The organism is Microbacterium sp. CBA3102 (assembly GCF_007954505.1).
Lineage (GTDB): Bacteria > Actinomycetota > Actinomycetes > Actinomycetales > Microbacteriaceae > Microbacterium > Microbacterium aurugineum.
Genome location: NZ_CP042412.1, coordinates 1,812,236 through 1,827,626 on the forward strand (window position 1 = coordinate 1,812,236; position 15,391 = coordinate 1,827,626).

Here is a 15,391-nt window from a genome sequence, read left to right on the forward strand (position 1 = left end):
CGCAAGGGAGCGCGCCCACGGCAGGAGTCCCACATGCCCGTCCTCGTCGGAATCGTTGAAGATCATCCCGCGATGCTGTTCGGGATCGTGACCATCCTCAACCGCAGCGGCGGTATCCGGGTCGCAGCCAGCGGTGCGACCGCGAACGAGGTCGCGCGACGTGCACGGAGACTCGATGTGGTCCTGCTCGACCTCGCCCTCTCCGATGGTTCGACCCCGGCGGAGAACATCCGGACGCTCCAGTGCCTCGCGGCGAGCATCCTCGCGTACACCTCGGGGGACGAGTCGCAACGGCTCCGCGAGGCGGTGCGCGCGGGTGCCTCGGGGATGATCGCCAAGTCGGACTCGCTCGAGGTCATCACCGCGTCGGTGCGACGCGCTGCTCAGGGGCAGGTCGTGGCGACGACCGAATGGGCGGCAGCGCTCGATGCGGACCGCCGGTTCGTCGCTGCGCATCTCAGCCCCCGTGAGTCCGAGGTGCTGTCGCTGTACGCCTCCGGCGAGACGGCCGAGCAGGTCGCACAGGCCCTGTTCCTGTCGCGGGAGACCGTGCTCGATCACATCCGTCGCATCCGCGCGAAGTACGCCGCGGTCGACCGGGCGGCGCCGACGAAGGTCGACCTCTTCCGTCGCGCGGTGGAGGACGGACTGGTCCTGCAGCCCAGCTGATCCCGGCGGGAGGCGGTCAGCCCGTGAACGGCCAGATCAGGGGGACGTAGAAGACGGCGACGCCGAAGAACAGGATCATCAGGGGCCAGCCGAAGCGCGCGTAGTCCCCGAAGCGGTAGCCGCCGGGTTCCATCACCATCAGGTTCGCCGGCGTCGCGACCGGGGTGAGGAACGAGGCCGCACCCGCGATCGTGAGGGCCATCAGGAACGGCAGCACCGACGCCTCCATCGCGGCGGCGAGAGCGACCGCCACCGGGGCCACGATGAGCACGGTCGCGGTGTTGCTGATGAGCTGCCCGAGCACCAGCGTGATGAGCACGATCACCGCGACGGCGGCATGCGGGCCGGCCGTGCCCAGGAACGAGCGCAGGCCGTCGGCGATGAGCTGCGCGGCGCCGGTCTCCTGGAACGCGGTCGAGAGCGGGATCATGCCGGCGACCAGGATGACCGTCGTCCAGGAGATCGCCCGGTACGCCCGGGTGATCGACACCACCCTCGTCAGGATCAGGGCACCGGCTGCGAGGAGCCCCGCGATCGCGGCGGGCACGATGCCGGTCGCGAGCAAGACGATCATCGCGAGCAGGATCACGGCCGTACGCTTGGCACCGACTCCGAGCGGGACCGAGCGGCGCAGGGTGAGCGGCGCATCGACGACCAGAACTTCGTCGCGCTTCGAGGTGTGCCGGTGCAGGTCGTCCCAGGACCCGTCGAGGAGCAGCGCATCTCCCGCCTGCAGGTCGGTGCCCGACTCGTCGAGCGCCTCCTGCCCTCGTCGCACTCCGAGCACGACGAGATCGCCCGATGGCGTGCACATGCCGGGGAAGACATGCAGGCCGATCAACACGGAACGCGGCGGCACCACGACCTCGGCGACCCCTCGCGACGCGGAGACCAAGGCGCGGTCGGGCGAGATCGCGTAGTCGGATCGCAACGTCGAGGCGAGGCGTTCGAGGTCGATCGGTGCCGACGCCGGGGTCCGTTCGGGCAGCAGCCGGTTGCCGAGCAGCAGGATGATGGCCAGTGTCCCCACCAGAAGCGGAAGCCCGGCGAGGGCGAACTCAAAGAACCCGAACGGGCGGGCACCGCTGTCGGCGGCGACCTCGGACACGATGATGTTGACCGGTGTGCCGGTGAGAGCGAGCATCGAGCCGGCGTGCGCGGAGAACGCGAGCGGCATCAGCATCTGAGACGGGCGGATCCCGGCGCGCGCCGCGACGACCACGACCAGGGGCAGGAGCGCGGCCACCGATCCGTTCACGCTGATGACCGCGGTCATCGCGGCGGCCAGCAGCCCGATCGTGAGGAGCAGGCGCGCGCGGGCGGTTCCGGAGCGGGCCACGACCTCCTGTCCGGCCCAGGCGATGATGCCCGTCGACTCCAGAGACTCGCTCACCACGAACAGGGAGGCGATGAAGAGCACGGTCGGATCGCCGAACCCGGCGAGGGCGGAGGTCAGATCGAGCACCCCGGTCAGGTAGAGGGCGACCGAGACCCCGACGGCCACGACGCCGAGCGGGATGCGATTCGAGACGAACGCGATCACTGCGCAGAGCAGGATGACGAACGTCGCGATGATCGGGTCCACGGCCCCACGATAGGGCGACGCTCGCATCGCGGCGACCCCCCTAGTTCTAGGGGGTGGTCTTGTGGGAGCTTCTCGCTCGACAGGATCATGGGGGCTATGGCTACGGAGAAGTCGTCGAGCACCCCCGATGCCGGGGACAAAGGGTTCCTGAACTGGATCGAGAAGGTCGGCAACAAGGTGCCGGATCCGACGATCATGTTCGTCTACCTGATCGGCCTCATCGCCGTGCTCTCCGCGATCCTCGCGTGGATCGGGGTGTCGGTCACCGACGATGTCGTGATCCCCGTTCCGAAGGAAGAGTTCTCCCAGGTCAACGAGCAGTTCGGTGGCAACTGGCAGATCTATGACACCACCACCGGGATGCCCGCCGAGATCCCCGACTACACGATCGAGGAGCGCACCTTCGAGGTGCGCAACCTGCTCTCGATCGACGGCATCCGCTTCTTCTTCTCCTCCTTCGTCGACAACTTCGCGGGCTTCGGTGTGGTCGCCGTCGTGCTCATCGCGATGGCGGGCGTCGGTGTGGCAGAGCACGCGGGGTTGATGGGCGCGATGATCCGTCGCGTCGTGAAAGTGGCCCCGCGCCGTTGGCTCGCGTTCATCCTGATCTTCGTCGGTGTGCTGTCGTCGGTGGCGACGGATGCCGGCTACCTGATCCTCGTGCCGCTCGCCGCCGCAGCCTTCCTCACCGTCGGGCGGCATCCGCTGGCCGGCCTCGCCGGCGCATTCGCCGGTGTCGGCGCGGCCTTCGGGGCGAATCTCCTGATCACGCCCAGCGACAGCATGCTCACCGAGATCACCAATGAGGTGCTCGTCAGCGCCGGGATGCAGCCGATCGAGGTGACGCAGAACTTCTACTTCGGGATCGTGTCGACCTTCCTGCTCGCCACGGTGGCGCTCCTGGTGACGGTGTTCGTCACCGAGAAACGTCTGGGCTCCTACGACCGCAGAGACATGACGATCGCGGATGAGGCCGAAGGCGTCGACCACGATGCCGAGGCCCGCGGGCTGAAGTTCTCGTTCTGGGCGCTGCTGGGGTTCGTCGCCCTGGTCCTCGCGCTGACCCTGCCACCCGGCGCACCGCTGCGTGACCCGGAGACCGGCGCGATCATCGGCACGACGCCCTTCATGGCCAGCCTGGTGTTCCTCATCTCCCTCGCCTTCCTGGTGTGCGGCGTCGCCTACGGCGCGGGGGCGAGGACGCTGCGAGGCGGAACGGCCACCGTCCGTGCGATCGCCAAGACGTTCGCGAGTCTGGGCGGTCTGCTGGTGATGTTCCTGATGATCGCCCAGTTCATCGCGCTGTTCAACTGGACCAATCTCCCGACCGTCGCCGCGGTCTCGGCCGCCGAGCTGCTGGAGCAGGCGAGTGTCCCCGCCATCGTCCTGCTGCTCGCGTTCATCGTCGTGATCGTGATCCTGGACTTCATCCTCCCGGGGCTCGTGCCCAAGTGGGTGATCTTCGCGCCGGTGTTCATCCCGATCTTCGCGTCGCTCGACGTGGCACCGCAGACGCTCCTCGCCGCCTACCGGGTGGGGGACTCGCCCGTGAACGTGCTCACGCCGCTGATGGTCTACCTGCCGTTCATGGTCACCGTGGCGCAGCGTTACAAGAAGGAGGCGGGTATCGGCACGATCATCGCCCTGATGATCCCGTATGCGGTGTGGATGCTGCTCTCCTGGACGGCGCTGTACGTGGTCTGGTTCCTCCTCGGCATCCCCTGGGGCCCGGGCTCACCGGTCGACATCGCCGGCTGACCGACATCGCCGGCGGACGACGTATCCGAACAACCGCACAGAAGGAGCAGACCTCATGGACCGCAGACCCAACAAGCTGATCCCTGCCGATCTGAAGACCACGCCCGGGCTGGATGCCGTGGACACCGTGGATCTCCGGGTCGGTGAGATCGCCTCCGACGTCGAGGCGATCGGAGTCGGGGTGTACACCGACGGGGACGTTCCGGGTGAGCTCGGGTTCGACCGCGCCGGCCTGGAGGATGCGGGGTTCACTGCCGAGCCGGGGACCTCTCTGGTGCTGCCGCGCGCGGGTCAGCCGGATCTCGTCGCCGTCGGTCTGGGCGATCGGGCGGATGTCGGGCCGCGTGGCCTTCGCGATGCAGCGGCTGCACTCGCTCGCGCCGTCCCCCGTCGGGCGACCCTGGGGCTGCGGATCGGCGACCTCGCGGGGGTGGAGGCAGGCGAGGCTGTGCGAGCGCTCGCCGAAGGGGCACTCCTCGCGCGCTACCGGTACACGGTGCTGAACGCGTCGTCGAAGCACGTCCCGCTCGCCGCCTTCACCGTGGATGTGCCGGGCGCGGACGGCGGGCCACTCGAGGTCGCACGCACGGCTGCCCGCGCTGGTGTCGTGGCCCGTGATCTGGCGAACACCCCGCCCGGTCACCTGACGGCGGTGAACATGGGCGAGATCGCGGTGGAACTCGGAGCGCGTTTCGGATTCGAGGTCGAGCTGTTCGACAAGCAGGCGCTCATCGATCTCGGCTGCGGGGGTCTGCTCGGCGTCAATCAGGGATCCGTGGAGGAGCCGCGCATGATCAAGCTCGTCTACACGCCCGAAGGTGGCGGCTCCGGCCACCTCGGCCTGGTGGGCAAGGGCATCATGTACGACTCGGGTGGCATCAGCCTCAAGCCCAGCGACCCGATGCATCTGCTCATGAAGATGGACATGGGCGGTGCTGCGGCCGTGCTCGGTGCCTTCGTCGGGCTGCGCGACGCCGGAGTCTCGACCAAGGTCTCGGGCTGGCTGATGTGCACCGACAACATGCCGTCCGGTACCGCGTACAAACTTGGTGACGTGCTCACGGCGCGCGGCGGCACCACGATCGAGGTGAAGAACACCGATGCCGAAGGGCGTCTCGTGATGAGCGATGCCCTCGTGCTCGCGACCGAGGACGGGGTGGACGCGATCGTCGACATCGCCACACTCACCGGTGCCGCATTGGTCTCTCTCGGCTCCGCGACCGCGCCGGTCTTCGGCAACGACCAGACGGTGGTCGACCGGGTGCGTGAGGCCGCGGCGCTCGCCGACGAGCCCGTGTGGCAGCTGCCGCTCGAGCAGAAGTATCGCAAGCAGCTCGACTCGGACATCGCCGACATCGCGAACCTCGGTGGCCCCTTCGCCGGAGCCACGACGGCGGCGCTGTTCCTGCAGCACTTCGTGGGCGAGACGCCGTGGGCGCACATCGACATCGCCGGGACGATGCAGACCGAGAAGGACGACTCCTGGCGCACCGCGGGTGCCACCGGCTTCGGTGCGCGACTGTTGTTGGAGGCGGCCCGGAGCTTCACGCCGACCTCGTGAGCCTCAGCCGCCGAGGGGGATCACCTCGGCGTGCTCGGCGCCGTCCTGGTACCAGACCAGTTCGGCTTCGCGCACGACTTCGGCAGGCTGTGGAGTGAGGGAGCGGGCCTCCTCTTGGACGACGCGGTCCCACGTGGCGGCGTCGAGCGTCTTGCCGTAGAGCACGGACAGATGGAACGTCCACTCCTCGAGGGGCAGCTCTCCGATGCGACGAAGATCCGTGCGATCCAGCGCATCGGTCAGCGACGAGTACGCGGAGACGAGTGACGTCGTGCGTGCGAGACGGACGACCAGGATCTGCCAGGGCGTGGGGAACTCGTCGACGGCTTCGCCGATGATCTCGAAGGGCGACTGCTGCGCGGCCCACGCGCGCACCAGCTCGCCGAGCTCCTCTCGCCGTTCCGGTTCGAAGAAGCCTCGGAGGGTGACGTGCTCCGTGTGCGGGTGTCGTAGCGGCATGCCCAGATGCGCGAGCGCGGTGCTCTGGATCTCCCGGTAGGTCGCTGCGACGTCCGCGGTCGGCCGGAGCACGAGGTACTGCTGACCGTTCAGGCTCTCCAGTTGGTCGGGGGTGCTCATGAACGGTCGGCGCATGCGGAGAGCCTAGGTCTCGTCGAGGGGGATGCGAAAACGGAGACCGAAACACTCCGGCCCGGCGAGTCATGAATCGACGCGCCGGACCGGGAGCGGATGGTCTCCGTTTTCGCAGGGTGCTCAGGCCGTGGCGATGACCGCCCGCGCCGAAGTGGTCCGTCGGAGGGCGACGGCGAGGGTCGTGGCCACGAGCGACAGCACGCCCCACACCACCAGGGCTGCGACCGCAGATCCACTCCCGGCGATCAGTCCTGCGAAGGCCGGAGCGGTGGGCAGGACCGCGCCGAGTCCGGCCAGCCAATCGGGCACGGTGGAGATCAGACCCGTGGCGACCGCGAGCACACCGACGAGCGCCGAGATCCAGCGCCCCACACCGCCGAACAGTGCGACGAGTGCCTGGTTCACAGCGGCGAACACCACGCCGGCGAGCACGGCTGTGCCGGCGAAGGCCCACCAGGCGGGGGTGTCGTAGCTCGCGACGATCTGCACGATCAACGACACCAGTAGGCCCTGCCCTGCCCCGATCAGAGCAGCGGGTGCGAAGGCGCGCAACGTGAGCGTGGCAGACGAGCGTCGTGAGGTGAGGGTGCGGGCGGTGTGGGCGCGCAGGACGAGGAAGGTCGCGAGTCCGCCGAACCACAGCACGACCGCGGCGAGCAGCGGGATCGCGGTCGGGCCGAAGATCGTGTCCATCGACGAGTTCGACGACACCGGATCGGCGATCACCGAGGCGAGGGACTTCGACTCGCTGTCGCTGAAGGAGGGGAGCGAGTCGGAGGCCGTGCGCAGCCCGCCCGCGAGGTCACCCGTACCGGTGGCCAGGGTGTCGAGCCCGGTCGAGAGCTCGGTGGCACCGTCGGCGAGGGCGGTGGCGCCGGTCGACAGCTGGGTGGCTCCGGATGCGATGCCCCGCGCGCCCGTGGCGGACGCGCTGATGCCCTGATCCGCGAGCTGGGTGAGCCCGGACGACAGCTGCGTGACACCGGCGCCGGCTTGGGACATCTGCCCGGCGAGGGTCGAGAACGTCCCCGGAAGCGCGGCGACTCCGGCGGCGACCTTCTTGCTGTTCAGGATGCCGGAGGCCGTGCCGGCGTCCGTCGCCACGGTTCCTGCCTCCGCGGCCAGGTCGGAGAGCTGCTGGCATTCCGCCGGGTCCGAGACCGGGGGCGTGCAGGCCGCGGTTGCTGCGGCCCCGAGCTTCTGAGCGAGGTCGGCCGAGCCGCTCGCGGCCGCTTGCGCCGACGAGGACGCGCTCTGAATCGCGCCGACCAGTTGCTTCGAGTCCTCGGCTCCGGACTGGAGCTGAGATGCCCCAGCTGTCAGCCCTGACCCGATCTGCGCAGCACCCGCGGCGGCATCCCGCGTCTTGCCCGCGATCGTGTCGAGTCCCGTGGCGAGTGACGATGCGCCGGTGCTCAGTTCTCCCGCACCGGAAGCGAGTTGGGTGGCGCCGTCGGGGATCGCGGCGGCTCCGGTCGCGGCATCCCGCGCTCCGTTCGCGAGCTTCAACGCACCATCCGCCGCCTCGCCGATCTGGTCGCCGATCGTTGTGAAGCCGACCAGGATGTTCTCGGTCGTGGCCTCGGAGAGCATGGTGCCCATGGTCGAGGCGGCGACGTCGGCGATCTGGCCCGTGATGAGGTCATCGGCGACGAGGCCGTCGTCGGGTGTGGTCACGGTGATCGTGGCCTGCTCGGCCTTCCCGCCGCCGTCCGAGATCGCGGTGCCCGCGGAGGTGGCGGCTGCGGAGAACTCCTCCGGGATCGTGATGACGGCCTGGTAGGTGCCGTCGGCGAGTCCGTCGGTGGCGTCGTCCTGGTTGGAGATGACCCAGGTGAGGTTCGAGTCCAGGTCGTCCGATCCTTCGACCAGGCCCGAGGCGAGCTGGCGTCCGAGCGGGGTCACCTGCCCGTCGATGGTCACCGGATCGTCGAGGTTGACGATCGCCGCGGTCATCGAGTCCAGACGCTCGGTCGGGTTCTGCAGGGCCGCGACCAGGATGCCGCCGACCGCGGCAGGCAGGAGCAGCACTCCGAGAATCGTGAGCCACGTGATGGGTTTGCGGGAGCGGGCGCGCTCGATGGGGAGGGTCATGCGGTCACCTCGGTGGCTTTCGTCGTGTCGTCTTCAGGCCGAGGCCCCCGTTCTTCGTCGGCACCCCCGTCTGGATGCGGTGACTTGAGGGGGTGTCGACGCTCGGCGGGGGTGTCGACGGAGAGAAGCTCGGGGGTGGGACGACCTGCGGCGGCGAGGAGGTCGCGCGCGACCTCGGGTGCGGTGGTCGTGAGGATCACGGCGGTCGCAGCATCCGCATCCCGGAGTCGGGCGGCGATCTGATCGCGCGCGGCGAGGGGGAGCCTCTCGACGCCGTCGATCACGACCACCGCGGGTCGATCGCGCAGCGCCTCGGAGAGCTCGGATGCCGGGACCCCGGCGTCCGTCGCGATCAAGGCGCCGACGTGTGCGCGCACCCAGGCCGCGCGTCCTGGCAGCAGATGCCCCGCCACCCGGAGGCGTCCCGCGTCAGGCGTCACCCGTCCGGCGATCGTCAGAGCCAGCGCACGCAACGCGGCACCGGAACTCCCGGTCAGCAGCAGCGCTCCGCCCGGCCGGACCCGGAGGTGCAGCCCGTCGATCCCGGCATCCGTCAGCACGAGGTCGTCGGCGGCGACGATCGAACCGTCTCCCGGCCAGGCAGCGAGGTGCCGCTCGCGTTCCACCGCCTCGCCCTCGACGTCGACGCGGGGGAGGACCTTCTCCAGCCAGGCCGGGAGCTCCCAGGCGCGCTCGCCGAGGATGGCCATCAGCGCGGGGATCAAGGTCATGCGCACCAGGAAGGCATCGATCGCGATCCCGGCCGCGAGGCCCAGGGCGATGGGTTTGAGCGACGAGTCGCCCTCGGGGACGAACGCCACGAAGACGGCGAACATGATGAGGCCGGCCGCCGTGACCACCTTCGCCGACCCGGTGAACCCGCTGCGAACGGTGCGCAATGCGGCAGCGCGCCGCGTCGCCCGGTCGGGGCTCTTGGAGTCCGGGTCGTGCACGAAGTCCTCCCGCATGCGCGAGACGAGGAAGACCTGGTAGTCCATCGCGAGTCCGAACAGCACGCCCATCAGGATGATCGGCATGAAGCTGATGATGGGCCCGACCCGGGCGACGTGCAGGAGGTCGGCGAACCAGCCCCATTCGAACACGGCCCCGACGACGCCGAACGCCGCCACGATCGAGAGCAGGTATCCGGCGGCCGCGGTGATCGGCACCCACAGCGAGCGGAACACGATGGTCAGCAGGATGAGGGAGAGGCCGATCACGAAGATGCCGAACGGCAACAGGGCATTGCCGAGCTGATCGGAGATGTCGATGCCGACGGCGGTGAAGCCGGTGACCTTGAGGTCGATGCCGAACTCGTCGAACCACTCGTCGTGATGGCTGCGCAGTTCGCGGACGAGGTCGGCGGTCGCCGGGTCGTCCGGGGCCGTCTCCGGGATGATCTGGACGATGCCGGTGTCAGCGGTCTCGTTCGGTGTCGCGAGGGCGACTTCCTTGACGCCGGGCACCTTCGCGACGGCATCCCCGAGGTCTTCCATCAAGGTGAGCGGATCGGTGGACGTGACGATCGTGCCCGTGAGGATCAGCGGGCCGTTGAACCCGGGTCCGAATTCCTCAGCGACGAGGTCGTAGTTCTGACGCGCTTCCGAGTCTTTCGGCAGCACCCCGGCGTTCGGGAGGGCGAGGTTCAGGCTGAGGGCGGGGATGGCCACGATGCCGAGGCCGATCACCACGGCGAGGGAGACGAGGAGGGGGCGCTTGGTGACACCGTTCACCCAGCGGGCACTGCCCTTGGCGCGGGCGGGAGCCGCGGGCGCGCTGTCGGGGTCGTCGCTCGCGTCCGTCTTCTTGGGCTTCGGTGCGCGCTTCGGCCGACCGGCCACTCTGCCCTTCATGAATCCGAGGAGCGCGGGGGTGAGGGTGACCGCGATCGCGACCGCGACGGCCACGGCGACCGAGGCGGCGATGCCCATGGTCGTCAGGAACGGGATGCCGGCGAAGCCGAGTCCGATCAGGGCGATGAGCACGGTGACGCCCGCGAACACCACGGCGGAGCCAGCCGTCCCGACGGCGCGCGACGCGGACTCCTCCGGATCGACGCCCTCGCGCACCTGATCCTGATGCCGCGCCATGATGAACAGTGCGTAGTCGATGCCGACCGCGAGCCCGAGCATGAGCGCCAGCAGCGGCGTGGTGGAGGAGACCGTGGCGAAGGCCGTCGCCGTGAAGATGCCTGCCATCGAGATGCCGACGCCGAGGATCGCCGTGAGGAGGGGAAGACCGGCGACGACGAATGAGCGGAAGGTGACGATCAGGACCAGCAGCGCGATGAGCAGACCGACCGCCTCGGTGAGCGTGACGCCCGGGATCGAGATCGCGAAGAGGTCGCCGCCGAGGGAGGTCTGTGCGCCGTCCGGGAGCTCGGAGTCCAGGTCGCCCACGACGGTGCGCAGTGCCTCTTTCGTGTCGTCCGAGACATCCGTGGACTCACCGTCGAACTGCACACGGACGATCGCCGCGGTGTCGTCGTCGTTGATCATCCCGCTGACCATCTCGTCGTACGGCGAGGTGGCCGCGAGGACACCGTCGAGGTCCGCGAGTTCGTCGACGGCCTCTTCGATGTGGTCGCGGTAGTCGTCATCCGTGACCTGATCGCCGTCGGCGGCCACCACGATGAACTGCGCGTTCGTGCCGCTCACCTGGGGGAAGGACCGGGAGAGCTGCTCCAGACCTGCCTGGGACTCGGTTCCGGGGATGGAGAAGGTGTTGTCCGTACCTGCGCCGAGCACGAGGGCACCGGCACCGGCGATGCCGAGCGCGAGGAGCCAGGACACGAGGACTCGCCACGGGTGACGGAACGACCAACGTCCGAGTGAGGACAGGAGTGTGGACACGCGTTCCTCCGAAGGGTGCGGGGTGGATACACAGGTGTATCCGATACATAGATGTATCGTAAGGTGACCCGCACGGGTGAGTCTGTGTGCGGGGTGTGAATCGTGCGAGAGTGATGGGTCAGGAGGTTTCGATGTCGACACCCGCAACCCGTAGTCGCGAGAACACGCGCGCCCGTCTGCTGGAGGCGGCGGCGCAGGTCTTCGCCGAAGTCGGACTCGACGGTGCCTCCGTCGAGGCGGTCTGCGAGCGTGCAGGGTTCACTCGCGGCGCGTTCTACTCGAACTTCGAATCCAAGGACGAGCTCTTCCTGATGCTGGCGGCCAGCGTCTCCGAGGTGCGTGTGAGCGCGGTGCGTGCGCGCGTCGAGCAGCTGACCGCGGACGGCGCGCTCGCCGAGGGCTGCGACCCCATCGAGCTCGTCCAGCAGATCATGGAGCTCGGAGGCGATGACCGCCTCGGCGTGATGCTGATGAGCGAGATCCGTATCCGTGCACTGCGTGACCCGGAGTTCGGCGCGGCCTATCTCGTTCAGGAGAGCGAGATGGTCGGGAGCATCGCGCAGATCATCGAGGACATCGTGTCGGCGGGGCCGTTGCAGTTGCGTCTGCCTGCGGAGACGGCGGCGCGGATGCTCATGATCCTCTGGGAGGGCATGACCGTGCGCGGTGCGATGGCAGGGCTCGACGACGCGCAGCTGCGGCATTCGGGCAGCGAGCAGCTCGGACGGCTCGTGCAGCTGTTCATCGAGTTGTAGCGGTCCCGGCCGCTCGTTCAATCCTCGGCCGACACGCCAGATGCCGGACCGTACCCGCGGAAGCGCCCGAGATCTGGCGTGTCGGCGGTGCCCCGGGTCAGTGCGCGGCGGCGGACAGCTCGTAGTGGCAGCGGGCGAGGCGGGCGAGCCACCATTCGCGTCGTTCGTCCGAGGCGGCGAGGCGGCTGAGTGCTTCGGCGTCCGGGGTCACGCGTCCGACCGGGATCGAGCCATCGACCGGACGCAGGTCGGCCACGTCGTCGAGGAACAGCGACGCCGTGCCGAGCCCGCAGTCGTAGTCCAGCGTCGGAAGGGCGGCGGCGAGCGCGGCTCCCTGGGACAGGCCGATCGCGGTGTCCAGCGCGCTCGAGACCACGACCGGGAGCCCAGCAGTCGTGACGATCTGCAGGGCGTGCGTGATGCCGCCCAGTGGCTGGGCCTTGATCACGAGGAGGTCGGCGGCACCGGCGCGGGCGACGGCGAGTGGATCGGAGGACTTCCGCACGCTCTCATCTGCTGCCACCGGGATGCCCATGTACTTCACGCGCGTGCGGAGTTCCGTGAGCTCCGGAACCGTCGCGCAGGGCTGCTCGACGTATTCCAGGTCGTGTTCACCGAGGGCATGCACCGCGTGCTCGGCCTCGTCGACGTTCCAGGCGCCGTTCGCGTCGACCCGGATGCGTCCCTCGGGCCCCATCGCCTCGCGCACCGCCCGGACGCGTGCCACGTCGTCGGCGAGGGTCTGCCCCGGCTCGGCGACCTTGACCTTGGCCGTGCGGCACCCCGTGAACCGCGACAGCAGCTCAGTCACGCGGCCGGCCTCGATTGCCGGGATGGTCGCGTTCACGCCGATCCGATCACGGAGCGGTTCAGGCTGGGGGCGCCAGGCGAAGTCGATCGCCGCGGCGAGCCAGGTCGAGGCCTCGACGTCGTCGTACTCGACGAACGGTGAGAACTCCGCCCAGCCTTCCGGTCCTTCGAAGAGGAGCGCTTCTCGCACATCGACGCCGCGGAAGCGACTGTGCAGGGGGAGGGCGACGACCCTGGCCGAGTCGAGCAGGTCTGCGAGCGGCGGGATCATGTGCCCATTCTGCTCCGTGGAGCATGCGGGCCGGTGTTCGTCGTCCGGGTGAGTCGTCAGGTCGGCATCGCGCTTCGATTGTCGATGTGCCATTGCCAATAGTGTGCGTCACACAGTAATGTGTTCGACATGAACGAGACGCTCGATACGCACCTGCAGGAACTGAGGCGCGGCACGGTGGTGCTCGCCTGCCTGCAGCTGCTGCGTGCGCCGGGGTACGGCTACTCGCTTCTCGAGCAACTCGAGCGCCGCGGCTTCGCGACGGACGCCAACACGCTGTATCCGCTGCTTCGCCGTCTGGAGAAGCAGGAGTACCTCACGAGCGAGTGGAACACCGAGGAAGCCAGGCCGCGCAAGTTCTACCGCACCTCCGAAGCAGGCATCCGGCTGGCCGACACACTCACCGACGAATGGCGGTCACTCACGACCGCGATCACCTCTCTCACCACAGAGGAGAACTGACATGACCACGACGACCACGCTCACGGAGCGGTACATCAGTGCCACGATCCGCAGTCTCCGTCCCGACGCCCAGGACGACGTCCGTGCAGAGCTCGAGGCCTCCATCGCCGATGCGATCGAGGCGCGGGTGGACCAGGGCGACGCACCGGAGGATGCCGAGCGCGCGGTGCTCACCGAGCTCGGCGACCCCGGCGTCCTCGCCGCCGGCTATGCGGATCGCCCGCTGTACCTCATCGGTCCGCGGTTCTACCTGACCTGGTGGCGGCTGCTCAAGCTGCTGCTGATCATCGTTCCGGTCTGCGTCTTCGGAGCGGTCGCCCTCGGGCAGACCATCGCGGGTGCTCCGGTCGGCGAGATCATCTCCTCATCGATCCTCGCCGCCGGGGGCGCGATCCTCCACATCTGCTTCTGGACCACTTTGGTGTTCGTCATCCTCGATCGCACCGACAGCGCCACGGCGATCGAGAAGTGGGACCTCGACCAGCTCCCGGAGCCGAGCGAGAACGGTGTGGCGGGGCGGAACGATCTGATCGCATCGCTCGTCTTCCTCGGGATCTCCGTCGGCGCGCTCCTCTGGGACCGTTTCCGAGGCTTCGTCATCGTGGACGGCACCGTCGTGCCGATCGTCGATCCACAGTTGTGGCCCTGGGGGATCAGCGTCCTGTTTCTCCTGATCGCCGCGGAGGCGGTGTTCGCCGTCGTGCTGTTCCGCACGAGACGGTGGACGATCGGCCTGGCTGTGGTGAACACGATCCTCGCGCTGATGTTCCTTCTCTGGGTCGTCGCCCTCCTGCTCACGAACCAGCTCGTGAATCCGGACTTCCTTGCGCGGATCGCAGCTGCGGGCGGCGAGGGTTTCGCCGCGGGGCAGGCGGCATCCGCCGACGAGGGTGGCGTCTTCCGCATCCTCGCCGTGCTGTTGGGGTTCGGCTTCGCGATCGGTGTCGGCTGGGACATCGTCGACGGCTGGATCAAGACGGTTCGCGCACGCCGCGCCTGACATCACGGAATCCCGTGCCGAGCGGGCCGAGGAATAGGCTGGATGTCGTGACCAGTTCATTCGTCTCCGACCTCTTCGACCCGGCCGAATGGGTGCTCGCGCCCGGGGCCGAGAGCTACACCGACATCACTGCGCACGTCTCGCACGACGGCGGAGTCGCACGCATCGCCTTCAACCGTCCGGAGGTGCGCAACGCGTTCCGCCCGCACACCGTCGACGAGCTCTACCGTGCCCTCGACATCGCCCGGCAGGATGCCCGCATCGGCGCGGTGCTGCTCACCGGAAACGGCCCGAGCCCGAAAGACGGCGGCTGGGCGTTCTGCTCCGGTGGCGACCAGCGCATCCGCGGTCGTGACGGCTACAAGTACTCGGACGCCGAGACGGCGATCGTCGACGGTGCGAGCCGTGCCGCGGTCGGTCGTCTGCACATCCTCGAGGTGCAGCGCCTCATCCGCTTCATGCCCAAGGTCGTCATCGCCGTCGTCCCCGGGTGGGCAGCAGGAGGCGGGCACTCGCTGCACGTGGTCTGCGACCTCACGATCGCATCCGCGGAGGAGGCCCGCTTCAAGCAGACGGACGCCGATGTCGGCAGCTTCGACGCCGGCTACGGGTCTGCGTACATGGCCCGCCAGACCGGTCAGAAGTTCGCGCGTGAGGTGTTCTTCCTCGCCGAGGAGTACTCCGCGCAGCGCGCGTACGAGATGGGCGCCGTGAACCGTGTGGTCCCGCACGCCGAACTCGAACGCGAAGCGCTGAAGATGGCCCGCACCGTGCTCACGAAATCGCCCACGGCGATCCGCATGCTGAAGTTCGCCTTCAATGCCGTCGACGACGGTCTGGTCGGACAGCAGGTGTTCGCCGGGGAGGCGACCCGGCTGGCCTATGGCACCGATGAAGCCGTCGAGGGCCGCGACTCGTTCCTCGAGAAGCGCGGTCCCGACTGGTCTTCCTTCCCCTGGCACTACTGAGCCGGAGAGCAG

At 68.7% G+C, this 15,391-nt stretch carries 12 protein-coding genes; 7 read left to right on the forward strand and 5 right to left on the reverse strand.

Annotation, left to right across the window (positions count from 1 at the left end):
* The first annotated feature begins 33 nt into the window (after positions 1–33).
* The gene (locus tag FGL91_RS08670) at positions 34–669 is read left to right on the forward strand and encodes a DNA-binding response regulator (protein ID WP_153243608.1); all 636 of its coding nucleotides are present in this window, start codon (positions 34–36) and stop codon (positions 667–669) included.
* Positions 670–685: 16 nt separating this feature from the next.
* Here FGL91_RS08670 and FGL91_RS08675 read toward each other — a convergent pair whose 3' ends face one another.
* Positions 686–2,254 carry an SLC13 family permease gene (locus FGL91_RS08675; protein WP_153243609.1) on the reverse strand — a complete coding sequence of 523 codons (1,569 nt, stop codon included), beginning with the start codon at positions 2,252–2,254 and terminating at the stop codon, positions 686–688.
* A 96-nt stretch (positions 2,255–2,350) separates the two neighbouring features.
* Here FGL91_RS08675 and FGL91_RS08680 point away from each other — a divergent pair, with 96 nt between their 5' ends.
* Both FGL91_RS08680 and FGL91_RS08685 read left to right on the forward strand, forming a co-directional pair.
* Positions 2,351–4,012, forward strand: coding sequence for an AbgT family transporter (locus FGL91_RS08680; RefSeq protein WP_227991994.1), 1,662 nt, complete (start codon positions 2,351–2,353; stop codon positions 4,010–4,012).
* Between the two features lie 55 nt (positions 4,013–4,067).
* Positions 4,068–5,573, forward strand: a complete 1,506-nt coding sequence (locus tag FGL91_RS08685; RefSeq protein WP_153243611.1) for a leucyl aminopeptidase family protein — start codon at positions 4,068–4,070, stop codon at positions 5,571–5,573.
* A gap of 3 nt (positions 5,574–5,576) precedes the next feature.
* Here the strand turns inward: FGL91_RS08685 and FGL91_RS08690 are convergent, their stop codons facing one another.
* From FGL91_RS08690 to FGL91_RS08700, 3 genes are all read right to left on the reverse strand, one after another.
* Entirely contained in the window at positions 5,577–6,167 is a 591-nt protein-coding gene (locus FGL91_RS08690) for a 2'-5' RNA ligase family protein (RefSeq protein ID WP_227991998.1), read from the reverse strand.
* Positions 6,168–6,287: 120 nt separating this feature from the next.
* Positions 6,288–8,261 (reverse strand): YhgE/Pip domain-containing protein, encoded by a 1,974-nt coding sequence (locus FGL91_RS08695; RefSeq protein WP_153243612.1) that lies wholly within the window; start codon positions 8,259–8,261, stop codon positions 6,288–6,290.
* Positions 8,258–11,113 (reverse strand): efflux RND transporter permease subunit, encoded by a 2,856-nt coding sequence (locus FGL91_RS08700; protein ID WP_153243613.1) that lies wholly within the window; start codon positions 11,111–11,113, stop codon positions 8,258–8,260. Before FGL91_RS08700 ends, FGL91_RS08695 begins: the two co-directional genes overlap by 4 nt.
* A gap of 131 nt (positions 11,114–11,244) precedes the next feature.
* On the opposite strand from FGL91_RS08700, the gene FGL91_RS08705 reads away from it, so the two are divergent.
* Complete coding sequence (locus FGL91_RS08705; protein WP_047520733.1) at positions 11,245–11,868, forward strand: TetR/AcrR family transcriptional regulator; 624 nt, start codon at positions 11,245–11,247, stop codon at positions 11,866–11,868.
* Positions 11,869–11,965: 97 nt separating this feature from the next.
* Here FGL91_RS08705 and FGL91_RS08710 read toward each other — a convergent pair whose 3' ends face one another.
* Complete coding sequence (locus tag FGL91_RS08710) at positions 11,966–12,949, reverse strand: o-succinylbenzoate synthase (RefSeq protein WP_153243614.1); 984 nt, start codon at positions 12,947–12,949, stop codon at positions 11,966–11,968.
* A gap of 129 nt (positions 12,950–13,078) precedes the next feature.
* On the opposite strand from FGL91_RS08710, the gene FGL91_RS08715 reads away from it, so the two are divergent.
* From FGL91_RS08715 to FGL91_RS08725, 3 genes are read left to right on the forward strand one after another with little or no spacing between them, the layout of a single operon-like run.
* The gene (locus tag FGL91_RS08715; protein ID WP_047520874.1) at positions 13,079–13,411 is read left to right on the forward strand and encodes a PadR family transcriptional regulator; all 333 of its coding nucleotides are present in this window, start codon (positions 13,079–13,081) and stop codon (positions 13,409–13,411) included.
* 1 nt (position 13,412) lies between these two features.
* On the forward strand, positions 13,413–14,411 hold the full coding sequence (locus FGL91_RS08720) for a permease prefix domain 1-containing protein (protein WP_131491782.1): 999 nt from the start codon (positions 13,413–13,415) through the stop codon (positions 14,409–14,411).
* A gap of 47 nt (positions 14,412–14,458) precedes the next feature.
* On the forward strand, positions 14,459–15,379 hold the full coding sequence (locus tag FGL91_RS08725) for a 1,4-dihydroxy-2-naphthoyl-CoA synthase (RefSeq protein WP_153243615.1): 921 nt from the start codon (positions 14,459–14,461) through the stop codon (positions 15,377–15,379).
* Positions 15,380–15,391 lie beyond the last annotated feature (12 nt).

Bases quoted from the DNA above. Each gene is read 5' to 3' on its own strand.
- FGL91_RS08670 (WP_153243608.1), top strand. From the start codon at position 34: ATGCCCGTCCTCGTCGGAATCGTTGAAGATCATCCCGCGATGCTGTTC.
- FGL91_RS08680 (WP_227991994.1), top strand. From the start codon at position 2,351: ATGGCTACGGAGAAGTCGTCGAGCACCCCCGATGCCGGGGACAAAGGG.
- FGL91_RS08685 (WP_153243611.1), top strand. From the start codon at position 4,068: ATGGACCGCAGACCCAACAAGCTGATCCCTGCCGATCTGAAGACCACG.
- FGL91_RS08690 (WP_227991998.1), bottom strand. From the start codon at position 6,167: ATGCGCCGACCGTTCATGAGCACCCCCGACCAACTGGAGAGCCTGAAC.
- FGL91_RS08695 (WP_153243612.1), bottom strand. From the start codon at position 8,261: ATGACCCTCCCCATCGAGCGCGCCCGCTCCCGCAAACCCATCACGTGG.
- FGL91_RS08705 (WP_047520733.1), top strand. From the start codon at position 11,245: ATGTCGACACCCGCAACCCGTAGTCGCGAGAACACGCGCGCCCGTCTG.
- FGL91_RS08710 (WP_153243614.1), bottom strand. From the start codon at position 12,949: ATGATCCCGCCGCTCGCAGACCTGCTCGACTCGGCCAGGGTCGTCGCC.
- FGL91_RS08715 (WP_047520874.1), top strand. From the start codon at position 13,079: ATGAACGAGACGCTCGATACGCACCTGCAGGAACTGAGGCGCGGCACG.
- FGL91_RS08720 (WP_131491782.1), top strand. From the start codon at position 13,413: ATGACCACGACGACCACGCTCACGGAGCGGTACATCAGTGCCACGATC.